Source organism: Avibacterium sp. 20-129 (assembly GCF_026226845.1).
GTDB lineage: Bacteria > Pseudomonadota > Gammaproteobacteria > Enterobacterales > Pasteurellaceae > Avibacterium.
The window spans coordinates 90717-105154 of the sequence record NZ_JAKKOE010000002.1 but is presented as its reverse complement, the minus strand read 5'-3'; the positions used below and the strand labels follow the sequence as shown (position 1 = coordinate 105154).

General features: G+C 41.0%; 13 protein-coding genes. 6 read left to right on the top strand and 7 right to left on the bottom strand.

All coding sequences use genetic code 11. The features are described 5' to 3' along the window. Window positions 1-14 precede the first annotated feature (14 nt). Together L5B90_RS08025 and L5B90_RS08020 are read right to left on the bottom strand one after the other, a co-directional pair. Window positions 15-905: an N-acetylmannosamine kinase gene (locus tag L5B90_RS08025; RefSeq protein WP_250363495.1), complete on the bottom strand. Its 891-nt coding sequence runs from the start codon at window positions 903-905 to the stop codon at window positions 15-17. Between the two features lie 18 nt (window positions 906-923). Continuing rightward, window positions 924-1613, bottom strand: a complete 690-nt coding sequence (locus L5B90_RS08020; protein ID WP_250363496.1) for an N-acetylmannosamine-6-phosphate 2-epimerase — start codon at window positions 1611-1613, stop codon at window positions 924-926. 346 nt (window positions 1614-1959) lie between these two features. On the opposite strand from L5B90_RS08020, the gene L5B90_RS08015 reads away from it, so the two are divergent. From L5B90_RS08015 to ispD, 5 genes are all read left to right on the top strand, one after another. Continuing rightward, complete coding sequence (locus tag L5B90_RS08015) at window positions 1960-3807, top strand: TRAP transporter large permease subunit (protein ID WP_250363497.1); 1848 nt, start codon at window positions 1960-1962, stop codon at window positions 3805-3807. A 369-nt stretch (window positions 3808-4176) separates the two neighbouring features. Beyond that, window positions 4177-5160 (top strand): sialic acid TRAP transporter substrate-binding protein SiaP, encoded by a 984-nt coding sequence (locus tag L5B90_RS08010; protein ID WP_250363498.1) that lies wholly within the window; start codon window positions 4177-4179, stop codon window positions 5158-5160. A gap of 50 nt (window positions 5161-5210) precedes the next feature. After that, complete coding sequence (locus tag L5B90_RS08005) at window positions 5211-6356, top strand: N-acetylneuraminate epimerase (protein ID WP_265762610.1); 1146 nt, start codon at window positions 5211-5213, stop codon at window positions 6354-6356. 150 nt (window positions 6357-6506) lie between these two features. Further along, window positions 6507-6785 (top strand): cell division protein FtsB, encoded by a 279-nt coding sequence (ftsB, locus tag L5B90_RS08000; protein WP_250363500.1) that lies wholly within the window; start codon window positions 6507-6509, stop codon window positions 6783-6785. Further along, window positions 6785-7486, top strand: a complete 702-nt coding sequence (ispD, locus tag L5B90_RS07995) for a 2-C-methyl-D-erythritol 4-phosphate cytidylyltransferase (protein ID WP_442778773.1) — start codon at window positions 6785-6787, stop codon at window positions 7484-7486. Before ftsB ends, ispD begins: the two co-directional genes overlap by 1 nt. A 56-nt stretch (window positions 7487-7542) precedes the next feature. Here the strand turns inward: ispD and argH are convergent, their stop codons facing one another. The 3 genes from argH to argC all read right to left on the bottom strand — a co-directional run bounded on the left by argH (window position 7543) and on the right by argC (window position 10792). After that, the gene (gene argH, locus L5B90_RS07990) at window positions 7543-8916 is read right to left on the bottom strand and encodes an argininosuccinate lyase (RefSeq protein ID WP_250363502.1); all 1374 of its coding nucleotides are present in this window, start codon (window positions 8914-8916) and stop codon (window positions 7543-7545) included. 83 nt (window positions 8917-8999) lie between these two features. Then, entirely contained in the window at window positions 9000-9773 is a 774-nt protein-coding gene (gene argB, locus L5B90_RS07985; protein ID WP_265762609.1) for an acetylglutamate kinase, read from the bottom strand. A gap of 11 nt (window positions 9774-9784) precedes the next feature. Continuing rightward, on the bottom strand, window positions 9785-10792 hold the full coding sequence (argC, locus tag L5B90_RS07980) for an N-acetyl-gamma-glutamyl-phosphate reductase (RefSeq protein ID WP_250351649.1): 1008 nt from the start codon (window positions 10790-10792) through the stop codon (window positions 9785-9787). Window positions 10793-10903: 111 nt separating this feature from the next. On the opposite strand from argC, the gene argE reads away from it, so the two are divergent. Next, complete coding sequence (argE, locus tag L5B90_RS07975) at window positions 10904-12046, top strand: acetylornithine deacetylase (RefSeq protein ID WP_265762608.1); 1143 nt, start codon at window positions 10904-10906, stop codon at window positions 12044-12046. 164 nt (window positions 12047-12210) lie between these two features. Here argE and rlmC read toward each other — a convergent pair whose 3' ends face one another. Continuing rightward, window positions 12211-13380, bottom strand: a complete 1170-nt coding sequence (gene rlmC / locus L5B90_RS07970) for a 23S rRNA (uracil(747)-C(5))-methyltransferase RlmC (protein ID WP_265762753.1) — start codon at window positions 13378-13380, stop codon at window positions 12211-12213. Window positions 13381-13389: 9 nt separating this feature from the next. Continuing rightward, window positions 13390-14433, bottom strand: coding sequence for a beta-N-acetylhexosaminidase (nagZ, locus tag L5B90_RS07965; RefSeq protein WP_265762607.1), 1044 nt, complete (start codon window positions 14431-14433; stop codon window positions 13390-13392). Window positions 14434-14438: the final 5 nt, after the last annotated feature.

Genomic DNA, 14438 nt, shown 5'->3' with positions numbered 1-14438 from the left:
GTATTCTCCTCATTTTATTCTTTATATTGTTGAGTAAGCCAATAAGCCGCCCCTAATAAACCAGCATCAGCTCCCGATCTCGCGGGTTCGACAGGGCATTGATAAAAAGCGGGCATTGCCTGTAAATATTGTTGAACTAAGGGTAAATAGCCTTCCGCCAAGCCGACACTCCCCCCCAACACCACTTTTTGAATGTCTAGGCTAATCACCATATCGGCAATTAAATTGGCAATCGCTTGTGCGGAACGCTGCACAAGTGCGGTGGCTTTTTCGTCATTTTTTCTAAAGCGTTCAAACACTTCTTTGGGAGAACAAGGTTCCGTCCATTGAGAGGCAACTGCTTCAATGGCTCGTCCAGAAGCAATGGCCTCCACGCAGCCTTGACGCCCACAACCGCACATTGGCCCATTAGGATCAGCAAGGCTATGCCCAATATGCCCTGCAATGCCATTCACACCAGTGGTTAATTCGCCATTTAGAATAATTCCACCGCCGACACCAGTGGAGACGGTAATAAATAAGAAATTTTGCACCGCACTTTTATTTTGAGCCTGATCTTGTAATTGGTATTCAGCACATACCGCCGCTTGTACATCGTTCAGTAATCCGATCGGCTTGTCAGTATAACGCGCAATGCAATCTTTCAATGGAAAATTCGCTAATCCCCCTAAATTTTTCGGGTTAAGTGCGGTCAGTACACCACGATTAATAATCCCTGTGGATGCCACTGCCACCACATCAAACTGCCCAGCATACTGGGTAACTAATGTTTTTAACGCCTGTGTCATTCCTTGTGCAGACTGATCTTGCGGGGTGCTAATTTGCTGGCGCTGGGAAATGACGCCATTTTCCACCAATGCGGCCGCAATTTTTGTGCCACCAATGTCTAATGCCAAACAACGCATATACCGTCCTTGTTCTGGTTAGGGTTTTGCTGATTTCACCGCACTGGCAAACCAACTCACAATATGTTCTAAACGCGTGAGCGCCGATCCTACGGTTACCACATCCGCCCCTATTTCAATGGCTTTTTTCGCCAATTCGGGGCTGTTATAACGCCCTTCTGCCATCACATAACAACCTGCTGCCTTGAGATCTTTCACCAGTTGATAATCTGGCTCATCAGGGACTTCGCCACCGGTATAACCCGACATTGTGCTGCCCACAATATCAAAGCCTAATCGCTGGCAATATAATCCTTCTTCCAAGTTCGAGCAATCCGCCATCGCCAAACAGCCTAATTCTTTAATTTTTTTCACCGCACTTTCAAGCGCTACGGGACGAGAACGCAATGTGCCATCCACCGCAATAATGTCAGCGCCCGCCAGAGCCAGATCTTCAATATCTTGCAAAAACGGGGTGATTCGCACAGGGCTATCAGGCAAATCGCGTTTTACAATCCCGATAATGGGCTTATCCACCACGGGACGAGTTGCTTTTAGATTTTCGATTCCTTCAATTCGCAATCCCGCTGCACCGCCTTGTACAGAAGCTTGTGCCATTGCAGCCACAATTTCAGGCTTATCCATAGGACCATCATCAACGGGTTGACAAGAGGCAATAAGCCCGTAGCGAATCTGATCTAGCACATCTTGATGTGATAATTTTGACATAGAAACTCCAAGATATTTTTAAGAAAGGAAGTTAATTTTCGCTGGGTGCTAGGATAGACCTCTGAAAATAAAATACAAGAAAAATAGTTCAAAAGTGAGATCTAGATCTCAAACTGGAGTAAAATTTCATAAAACAATTTGAAAAAAAGCCATTAGCCTTGTATTTTAAAAGGGAAAGACAGTTTTTGCTAAAAATGATGTTGTTCTCATCTTAAACAAAAATCAGGATTATCTTGAAATATTACTTCATTAAAACTTGAGAACGAAAGCATTACAAAGCAAATCCGTTTCACATTTCATTATAGACAAATATCACAATGTTTAGTTGGACATCTTTGGAGTTCCTATGAAATATTTCAATAAATTAGAAGAATGGGTGGGGGGTGTTTTATTCCTCACCATTTTTATCATTCTTCTTGCCCAAATCATCGCCCGCCAAGTGTTTGATTCTCCATTTATTTGGAGTGAGGAACTGGCGCGTTTACTCTTTGTTTATGTTGCTATGTTTGGCATTAGTATGGCAACGCGTGCGCAACAGCACGTTTATATCGACTTTCTCACCAATTTAATGCCAGAGAAAGCACGAAAAGCAATAAACTCATTTGTTCAACTAATTATTTTTGCTTGTATTTTCTTATTTATCTATTTAGGTTTTAAAGTCTTTTTAGATGCCAGTTTTGAAATTGTTTCCTTGCAGATTTCGGAAAAATGGCTTTATGCGCCCTTGCCATTCATTTCAATGTTAGTGTTTATCCGCTTTCTGCAAGCGCAAAGCGAGAATTACAAAAATCAACTTAGCTATTTGCCTGCCACTTTGTATATTATTCTTGCTTTGATCCTGTTTGTCATTCTAATGACCCACCCAGAATGGTTTAAAGCCTTACGCATTAGTAACTATATCAAGCTAGGCAGCAATGCCGTGTATGTCTGCTTGATTGTGTGGCTTGTCATTATGTTTCTTGGTACACCTGTGGGTTGGTCGTTGTTTATTGTTACCATTTTATATTTTGCAATGACGCGCTGGAATGTCGTTAATTCTGCCTCCTCAAAATTAGTCGATAGCCTAAACAGCTTCCCACTGCTTTCTGTCCCCTTCTTTATCCTAACGGGAATTTTGATGAATACAGGGGGAATTACCGAGCGAATTTTTAACTTTGCGAAAGCCTTGCTAGGGCATTATTCTGGCGGTATGGGACACGTAAATATCGGCGCAAGTTTAATTTTCTCTGGAATGTCAGGTTCAGCACTTGCCGATGCTGGGGGATTAGGTCAGCTTGAAATTAAAGCAATGCGTGATGCAGGTTATGACGATGATATTTGTGGTGGGATCACCGCAGCATCTTGTATTATTGGGCCTCTCGTGCCACCAAGTATTGCGATGATTATTTATGGCGTCATCGCCAATGAATCTATTGCTAAACTCTTTGTAGCAGGCTTCGTACCCGGTGTGTTACTAACCATTGCATTAATGGCGATGAACTATGCCATTGCGAAAAAACGCCATTATCCGAGAACGCCAAAAGCCTCATTGCAACAACGTTGTGAAGCATTCAAAAAAGCGATTTGGGCGATCTTAACCCCCATTCTCATTATTGGCGGTATTTTCTCTGGCTTATTCACACCAACAGAAGCTGCGGTGATCGCCGCTGCCTACTCCATTATTATTGGAATGTTTGTTTACCGTGAACTCACATTAAAAATGGTGTTCAAAAGTTGCGTTGAAGCAATGGCAATCACAGGGGTGACTGCCTTAATGGTAATGACGGTAACTTTCTTTGGCGATATGATCGCCCGTGAACAAGTGGCAATGCGTATTGCCGATCTCTTTATGGCAGTGGCAGACACACCAACAATGGTGCTAATTATGATCAACTTGCTACTATTATTCTTGGGAATGTTTATTGATGCCCTTGCACTGCAATTCTTAGTGCTACCAATGCTCATTCCAATTGCCGTACATTTTGGTATTGATCTCGTGTTCTTTGGGGTAATGACCACATTAAATATGATGGTGGGGATTTTAACGCCGCCAATGGGAATGGCATTATTCGTGGTCGCTCGTGTGGGTAATATGCCAGTGAGTACGGTAACCAAAGGGGTATTACCATTCTTAATCCCCGTGTTTACCACCTTGGTGCTTATCACCATCTTCCCACAAATTATCACCTTTATTCCAAATCTGTTAATGCCATAACAGAAAGGAAAAAGCAAAGTGCGGGTGAAAATTCACCCGCTTTTTTATCACAAAAAATGTCTTAAAAAACCACCGCACATTAATTTCTAAAAAATCTTTTTGCAAAAAAATGGAGTATCATTTCATACCCCAACATATTCCAACACATTTAAACTTAAGTGAATTCAAGATAAAAGCGGTTAAAAAGTTTTTTTAATCTTTTTTCAATTTTGTGATATAGCTCTCAGTAATGAAATATTACTTCATTTATTATATAGCCATTAGGTCGTTCCCTCCGTTATTTGGTCTCGTCGTATCCCCAAAGAGAATACGCCCTAACCATTTAGATTGAAATGTTCTACTCTGCAAATCAATGAAAGGAGAATTGCAATGAAATTAAATAAACTTGCTCTTGCTACATTATGTTTAGGTCTATCTACTTCGGTGTTTGCCGCAGACTATAACCTAAAATTTGGTATGGTTGCTGGTACAAGCTCCAATGAATACAAAGCGGTTGAGTTCTTTGCGAAAGAAGTAAAAGACAAATCTCAAGGTAAAATTGAAGTAGCAATTTTCCCAAGCGCTCAACTTGGTGATGACCGTGTGATGCTTAAGCAACTTAAAGATGGCGCATTAGACTTCACGCTCGCAGAATCTGCACGTTTCCAAATTTTCTACCCAGAAGCAGAGGTATTCGCACTGCCTTATATGTTGAAAAACTTTGATGTGGCGAAAAAAGCGGTGTTAGAAACCAACTTTGGTAAAAACTTATTCGCTAAAATTAATAAAGAATTAGGCGTAAGTGTACTTTCTATCGGTTATAACGGTACGCGTCAAACCACGTCAAACCGCCCAATTAATAGCATTGCAGATATGAAAGGCTTAAAACTGCGCGTGCCAAATGCCGCAACGAACCTTGCTTTCGCTAAATATGTCGGTGCAACGCCAACACCAATGGCGTTCTCTGAGGTGTATCTTGCGTTACAAACTAATGCGGTAGATGGGCAAGAAAACCCATTACCAACCATTCAAGCGCAAAAATTCTATGAAGTGCAAAAATACTTAGCATTAACTAACCACATTTTAAACGATCAACTTTACGTTATCAGTAATGAAACCCTTGATGAATTACCTGATGATTTAAAAGCGGTAGTAAAAGAAGCCGCACTTAAAGCAGCCGATTATCACACTAAATTATTTGTGGACGGTGAAAATGAATTAATTGCTTTCTTCAAAGAAAAAGGCGTAACGGTCACACAACCCGATCTTGCCCCCTTCAAAGCGGCATTACAACCGTACTATGATGAATATTTGAAAAAGAATGGTGAAGTTGGAAAACAAGCTGTAAAAGAAATCTCTGAGTTAGCTAAATAAGCGGTTTGCTTGCTCACTTTAAGCAATAACCTTAACGACAAGAGGTCAATATGAAAAAAACAGCATTACACAGTGCATTATTTGCAGCAATTGCAATGACAGCTTTTGCTGCACAAGCAAGCCAATATCCTGATTTGCCAGTCGGGATTAAAAGCGGAACAGGGGCATTAATTGGCGATACCGTTTATGTTGGTTTAGGAACAGGGGGAGATAAATTTTATTCTCTTAACCTAAAAGAGAAAGATGCTAAATGGCAAGAATTACCTGCTTTCCCCGGTGGAAAACGTAATCAACCCGTTTCTGCGGGCGTAGAGGGCAAGCTCTATGTATTTGGCGGTTTTCAAGATACGGATGTAGCAAAAAATCAAGTGATTAATGATGCTTATCGCTATGATCCAGAAACAAACTCGTGGACAAAATTGCAAACCCGTTCCCCACGCTCTGCCGTAGGGGCAAGTGTTGCTGAAACTAACGGTAAAATTTATTTTGTCGGTGGCATTAACCAAGAAATTTGGAATGGGCTTTTCCAAGATATTGCTGCCGCAGGTGGCGATAAAGACAAAGAAAAAGCCATTTTTGATCCTTATTTCAATTTACGCGTACAAGATTTCTTCTTCTCACCAGAAATTGTCAGCTATGAGCCAGCTACTAACACGTGGCGTAATGAAGGCATTTTCCCCTACTCAGGACGAGCAGGAGCTGCGGTGGCAATTAAGGATAACAAACTTCTTGTTGTAAACGGAGAAGTAAAAGCAGGATTGCGAACCCAAACCACGGAGCTTGGTACGATCGGTAAAAATGGAGTGACTTGGAAAAAATTGGGTGATTTACCAACACCGAAAGGGCAAAAACAACAAGAAGGGATTGCGGGCGCAATGGGGGGCTACAGTTACGGTAACTATATTGTAACAGGTGGGGCAAACTTCCCGGGCGCACGTGCAAATTATCAAAATGGTATCAACGATGCACACCGCACTGGTGGGTTGAAAAAAACGTGGCATAGTGATGTTTATGCACTCAATGCCAAAAAAGGGACTTGGAAAATCATTGGTAACTTGCCAGAACCAATTGGTTATGGCGTGAGTGTAAGCTATGACAACAAAGTGCTATTAATCGGTGGTGAAGGTCAAGGAGGAAAAGCCCTCACCTCAGTTCAAACAATGAGTTATGATGGAAAAAAACTGGTTGTTGAATAACACAGACCGATAAATGTAAGACAAGGCCCCACTTGCGGGGCTTTTTTCATAAAATTTGAAAAAATTACACCGCACTTAATCCTATGCATTTCTACAAATTTTACGCATTTCAAGGTAAACTATGGCTATTTTTACTTAACGAGAAAAATTATGCGTTTATTAATTTTTATTTTGGCGGGGTTTGCCTTACTTTTTCAATACGATTTTTGGTTTGGAAAAAACGGCTATGTAGATTATAAAAATACAGAAAAAGAAATTACCTTGCGCCAACAAGAAAATGAAAAACTATCCCAACGTAACCAAGCGATTGCGGCCGAAATTAAAGATCTCAAAGAAGGCGTGGATGCCATTGAAGAGCGTGCCAGATTACAACACGAAATGGTAAAACATAATGAAACCTTTTATCGTATAGTAAAAGAGCATAAATGATGAAATCATTACCACGTGAAATTATCGCTGTTGTCCCTGCTGCAGGGATCGGCAGCCGTATGCAGGCAGATAAACCAAAGCAATATTTAACCATTCAGGGAAAAACGATTCTCGAGCATACGCTTGATGTATTAATTCACTACCCTGCAATTAACCACATTATCGTTGCGGTAACCCCAAGTGATCCGTATTTAGCGGAAATTGATTTACTCAATCATTCAAAAATTCAGCTTGTTGAGGGAGGAAAAACACGCGCAGAGTCGGTACTAAATGGTTTGCAACACATTGAAAGCAAAGCAAACACTTGGGTTATGGTACACGATGCGGCACGTCCTTGTCTTACCCATCAAGATCTGGATAAATTATTACAAATCAATGATAACAATGGGGCAATTTTAGCGATTCCTGCCGTGGATACGATCAAACGCACAAATTCAACCTTACAAATTCAACAAACGGAAGATCGCTCACAACTTTGGCTTGCGCAAACGCCTCAATTTTTTCCAGCTCAAACCCTTAAACACGCCTTGCAACAAGCTTTAGCCAATCATCTCTCTATTACTGATGAAGCCTCTGCGATGGAATTAATGGGCTTTCAGCCTCATCTTGTAGCAGGCAGAAGTGATAATCTCAAAATCACTCGCCCAGAAGATTTAGCACTGGCGGAATTTTATTTAAGCAGAAGAAAACCCATTTCTTAAATTATCGCCAAAAATAAAGGGCAACGTTTGCTTTGCCCTTTTACTAAAAATCCCGATTATTTCAACCGCGCTTTTGCCTCTGCAATGGCTTCGGCAACACGCAATGGGGATACCCCACCTTTAGCACAACGTTTATCAAGGCAAGATTGTAACGAGAGGATGTCATACACATCATCGCTGATCACATCACTGAATTGACGGAATTCTGCCAAGCTCAGATCTTCTAAACCTTTGTGAGCACTAATTGCATAAACCACGGTTTCTCCAACAATATGGTGAGAATCACGGAATGGTACGCCTTTAGCAACCAGATAATCCGCTAATTCTGTGGCATTAGAATAGCCTTTCAATGCCGCCTCACGTGTACGTTCAACATTGACTTTAATGTCATCTAATACAAAGGTCGCCATATCTAAGCAATCTTGCCAAGTATCTAACGCATCAAAAATGCCTTCTTTGTCTTCTTGCATATCTTTGTTATAGGCAAGCGGCAAGCCTTTTAGGGTCATTAACATTCCTGTTAAAGATCCCATCACGCGCCCTGCTTTTCCACGGATTAATTCACAGGCGTCGGGGTTTTTCTTTTGCGGCATTAATGAAGAACCTGAAGTAACGCGATCAGAAAGTTCAACAAAATCTGCTTCACCGCTATTGAAGATAATCATATCTTCGGCAAAACGAGAAAGATGAGCCATACTTAACGAAGCAGTCGAAAGTAATTCGATAATATGATCACGATCAGACACACTGTCTAGGCTATTACGAGTAGCACTTGCAAAGCCAAGATCCTGTGCTAATTTTTCACGATCTATGGCATAGGCTGTTCCCGCCAATGCGCCACTACCAAGTGGGCAAGTATTCATTCGTTGGTAAGCATCAGATAAGCGAGAATAATCACGTTCTAACATTTCCACATAAGCCATACACCAATGTGCAAAGGTAATCGGTTGAGCGCGTTGTAAATGGGTATAACCCGGCATTACTGCGTGTTGATTGTTTTCTGCGGTATCCACTAATTTAGTTTGCAAGGCACGAATAGAATATTGCAGCTCCGTAACACGTTGCTTACACCACATTTTTATATCTAATGCCACTTGATCATTACGGCTACGCCCAGTGTGTAATTTTTTACCTAAATTCCCAACTTTATTGATCAGCTTACTTTCTACCCAACTGTGGATATCTTCCGCATCATCTTGCAAAATACCCTGTAAATTTGACCGCACTTCAATTAAAAGCGCATTTAATGCTTGTTCTAATTGTTGTTGCTCTTGCTGGCTTAATACGCCAACACTGACCAAGGCTTTTGACCAACCAATTGAACCTTCAATATCTTGTTCGGCAAGGCGATAGTCAAAACGTAATGAATCATTAAAATCTTTAAAACGTTTATCCGCGGCTTGTGTAAAACGTCCACCCCAAAGTGCCATAGTTTATCCTTATCTTTTTGATTTTTATCATTAAAAATGTAGAGGCGAACGTAAATGTTCGCCCATACCAAATTGCTTTACGCTTAAGGTAAAATTCTGGTGCCGATTATCTCACCTGCAAAAAGTGCGGTCAATTTTTCTGGATATTTCCAGTTGGCAATATCCACTCCCGTGTTAAGTATTTTTGCTGCCTCCAATGCGGCATTGACCTTAACGATCATTCCGTCTGTAATCACACCTTGCTGAATAAGCTGTTGAATTTGCTCGCTATTAAGCTGTGGTAGGCGTTGTTTATTGGCATCTAAAACCCCATCCACATCAGAAAGCATCACCAGATCGCCTCCCATTAATGCTGCAATCGCCGTTGCTGCTTGATCCGCATTCACGTTCATTAAACGCCCTTGCGCATCTACCGCAATAGAACTAATAATAGGTAAAAATGCCTCACTTAATAATGTATGTAATAATTGCGGATTATTGGGAAATACGTTCGCAACGTGTCCTAATTCAACATCAATTTGTTTCGCGCTTGTTAATTGCCCATCCGCTAAACAAAGCCCAACAGGATTAAGATTAAATTTCGTCGCTTGCGCCAACAATGTTTTATTTGCAATCCCCGCCAGTGCGCCCACAATAATTTCAATTTGATCAGAAGGGGTAACCCTTAACCCATTTTTCTTCTTGACTGGCAATGCAAGACGTTGCATTAATTCATCAACGATACAACCACCACCGTGTACAATAAGCAAAGGACGAGCAAAATTTTGCTGATAATTTGCTAATGCGGTGAATAAATTTTCCATTGCTTGTGGCGTATCTAACAGCACACCACCTAATTTAATCACTAAAGGTTTCATTCTTTTTTCCACTAAATCAAGCCTAAGGTTTCTGTTAAACCATAACGAATATTAGCACATTGTACCGCTTGTGCTGCTGCACCTTTGAGTAAGTTATCTTCTGCGCCAACAATGATGATATAACCGTTTTGAGTGGCAAATCCAATATCACAATAAGGCGTAAATTCTACGGACTTAATACTTGGTAATCCTTGTTTATAAACACGCACCAGTGGTCGATTCGCATAATATTGCTGATAAGCGTCGTGAATTTGAGCGTCTGTTACATTTGCGTTTAATTTTGCGGTGATTGTCGCCAAAATACCGCGTTTAAAATTGCCGAGATGTGGCGTAAAAATGACATTTGTGCCTAAATGCGTGGCAATTTCAGGCTGATGCCGATGGTTAAATACGCCATAAGCATTTAAGCTCACCTCACAAAAACTGTTCGTCAGTGAAGCTTTACGCCCCGCTCCGCTTACCCCACTCACCGCATTGATAATTGGCAATTGATTGAGATCTAATAAATTATTTTCAATCAACGGTTTTAAGCTCAGTTGTGAAACCGTTGGATAACAACCTGCCACCGCCACTAAATCGGTTTGTGCAATGGCGCGATCATTCCATTCCGCTAACCCATAAACCGCTTTTTCTAATAATTCAGGATGGCGATGTTCAAAGCCATAATATTGTGGATAAAATTCTGCGTTGTTTACGCGAAATGCGCCGGATAAATCAAAGACTTTACATTGATTTTGCAAGAAAATTGGCGCAAGATCGTGGCTCACTTCGTGTGCGGTGGCTAAAAATACCAGATCATTTTCTTGGGCAAGTGCGGTTAAATTTTCCCCCAAAGGTTGTAACGGTAAATCCACAATATGCTTAAGCTGTGGATAAATATCGGAAATGGCTTTATGTGCATCTTGGCTTTGCGCAGAAACATATAATCCATTAAGTTGAAATGCGGGGTGCAACGTTAAAATACGAGCCAGTTCAGCCCCAGTGTAGCCACTTGCACCAATAATGATGGCTTTTTGCATAGAACACATAGAAAATTTGCCTCATAGAAAAAGATAACCCTTGATTAATTATGCTATTGTTATGCATAATTAATCAAAAATCAATCTTTAATTTAATACAGGATAAACTTAATGAAAAAATTGCCTACTTTTCTTGAAATGTATTCTCAGCTTATTGCCTTGCCTACCATCAGTAGCGTAGAAGCAGAATTTGACCAATCAAATAAAACGTTAATTGAACTTCTTGCCACTTGGCTTAATGAGTTAGGTTTTAAAACGAACATTATCCCCGTGCAGGGCAGCCGAGAAAAATTCAATTTACTAGCCACTTATGGCGAAGGAGAAGGGGGACTGCTACTTGCAGGACATACAGACACCGTGCCTTTCGATGAAGGACGCTGGCATTTTGATCCTTTCAAACTCACCGAAAAAGACGGTAAATTTTACGGCTTAGGCACAGCTGATATGAAAGGATTCTTCGCTTTCGTGTTAGAAACCTTACGCCATATTGATCTCTCTAAATTAAACAAACCATTACGCATTCTCGCCACCGCCGATGAAGAAACTACCCTACTTGGGGCAAGAACCTTCAGCCAACACAGTAATATCCGCCCAGATTGTGCGATTATTGGCGAACCAACATCATTAAAACCCGTTCGCGCGCACAAAGGACATATTGGACAAGCAGTCAGAATTACAGGTAAAACAGGGCATTCTAGCGATCCAGACAAGGGCATTAACGCCATTGAATTAATGCACGAAGCAACAGGCTATTTAATGGAAATGCGTAACGAGTTAAAGGAAAAATATCATCATTCCGCCTTTGCCATTCCTTATCCGACAATGAATTTTGGCGCAATCCACGGGGGGGATGCAGTAAATCGTATTTGTGCGTGCTGCGAATTGCATTTCGACATCCGCCCCTTACCACAAATGCGTCTAGAAGATCTCAATGCAATGTTACAAGAAAAACTTCGCCCAATGTTTGAAAAATGGGGCGATCTGATTTCACTCCGCGCCTTGCATGAACCCACCCCAGGTTATGAATGCGAACACAGCGCCCAAATTGTCCAAGTGGTGGAAAAATTACTTGGCGAAAAATGCGAAGCGGTGAACTACTGCACCGAAGCCCCTTTTATTCAACAACTCTGCCCAACCTTGGTGCTTGGACCGGGTTCAATCGAACAAGCCCACCAGCCAGATGAATATCTATGTGCAGAATTTATTAAACCAACGAATGAATTATTGAGTAAGTTGATTAAGCATTTTTGCTAAAACAGTGATTTCCCTAAAATAAAAAGTGCGGTGATTTTTCACCGTATTTTTTACATCATTATATTAAAATTCCTCCTTTTCTGTTTAAGGATTTTTATGGGGTTATCATCAACATTATTCAAAGTAATCTTCAATTTCATTAATAGCTAGAGAAAGACCGCCCATCATACCTTTGACCGCTCTAACAACATCAATACCTCATAATGCGCAGTATGAGGAAACATATCAAAAAGTTGAATTTTTTGAGCTTGATAGCGAGATAATTCATGTAAATCTTTGCCCATTGAAACGGCATTGCAACTGGAATACAAAATAAAGTGCGGTTGTAATTTGTTGAGAAATTGCGCTAGTTCTTTGCCGATGCCACGGCGTGGCGGATTGACGATCAGCAAATCTGGTCTTTCATTTTGTACTAAGGCAAAATTTGCTGCGTCTAAGGATTGAAACTTCACTTGCGTTAAGCCCAATTTTTCTGCTGATGAGCTGGCGCTTGCAATGGCTGATGGAGAGATTTCAATGCCCGTTAATTGCACATTTCGCCCTTTTTCTTGCAAGATCGCCGCACAATGTAAGCCAAAGCCACCTACGCCACAAAACAGATCCCAGATGTTGCTAATGGGAAGATCTTTAATCCATTGCTGTGCCGTGCCGTATAAGCTTTCTGCTACCTTAGGATTGGTTTGGAAAAAGCCTTGTGGACGAATAAATAAGGGAATTTGGTTAAAATTTTCTTCTAATTGTTTTTGTTCTGTGAGAAAAATTTCTTCCTCACCCTCTAAAATTGCCGCGTGTTTGGGTTGAATATTTAAACTCACCACTTTTATTTGCGGTAAATTTGCTAATAACTGTGGTAATTCTCGTTGAATTAACGCAAGTTTTGCCGTTGAACGTAACACAAAACGCAACATTAATGTGCCGTTAATTTGGCTTTCAGTGAGTAAGATGTATTTTAGCTCCCCTTTACGTTTCGTAATGTGATAAGGCACTAAACCAGCTCGTCCGATAAAGATTTTTAATTGATGAAAAATATGTGCAAAATGGGAAGGATAGAGTAAACAGTCTGATAAATCTACCGCACTTTGTGGATCATTAGGATTGCTAAGAATGCCTAAAATCGGGCGTTCTACTGAGCCACTTACCACCATTTTGGCTTTATTACGAAAACCTTGCTGTGCAGAGGGATAAGTTGGTAGCCATTCAAGCTGTGAAAGATCAAGCCCAACAAGTTGTTGAACTAAATGGGCTTTTTTTTCATCAAGCTGCTTTGAATAGGGCATTTCAAGCCATTGGCAAGAACGGCATTGCCCCGCGATAAAGTGCGGACAAACAGGCATTACTGACATTTAAGCTCTCGCTAACCAATCTTGTTGAAGTGCGGTCAATTTTTGCTGATTTTCTTTCCAACGCGTTGAGTTTTCAAGGGTTTTCCAATCTAATTGACTACGTTTAAATAAACTTTGTAAACGTTGTTGGCGAAGTGCATATTGTTCCGTGGTTTCTTGCGGTTGGAAATGATCAAGAACTTGGATTACACCTTCACGTTCATTACATAGTAGTAATAAATCACAACCCGCATTCAATGATTGCTGACAACGTGCAACAAAATCACCCATAAAACCTGCGCCTTTCATACCTAAATCATCAGAAAAAATCGCACCGTTAAAACCAAGCTGATGACGTAAAATTGTTTGCAACCAATAAGCTGAACCACTTGCAGGCTGACTATCGCATTGGCTATAAATCACGTGTGCTGGCATTACGGCATCAAGCAAATTTTGTGCAATAAGCTGTTTAAAGGGTTGAATATCTTGCGCAAAAATTTGCGCTTGTGGACGTTCATCATAAGGGGTTTCTAAATGGCTATCAGCGATCACGTGTCCATGACCGGGGAAATGTTTGCCTGTGCTTGCCATACCCGCTTGTTTCATACCTTGAATAAACGCTGTAGCTAGGCGAAGTGTTGGATCGATTTCAGCGTGAAAACTACGATCACCAATAGCACGGCATTGATGACCTAAATCCAGCACTGGGGCAAAACTTAAGTCAATATCCAGTGCGGTCATTTCTGCTGCCATTTGCCAACCCGCTTGGTGCGCGAATTCTTGTTGTTGTGCGGTATGGCTGATAAGTTCGGCAAACGCTTGCATTGCGGGAAGTTGGGTAAAGCCTTCACGAAATCGTTGTACCCGTCCGCCTTCTTGATCTACCGTAATCAATAAGGGTTTCTTCACTTTTTGCCGTAAGGTGGCGACAAGATGTTGAATTTGTTCACGATCATAAAAATTACGCGTAAACAAAATCACGCCAGCAACCAATGGATGTGCAAGTAATTCTAATTCTTCTTGGCTAACTTCTTGTCCAGTAAGATCGATAAGTAAAGCTGACATTGAAA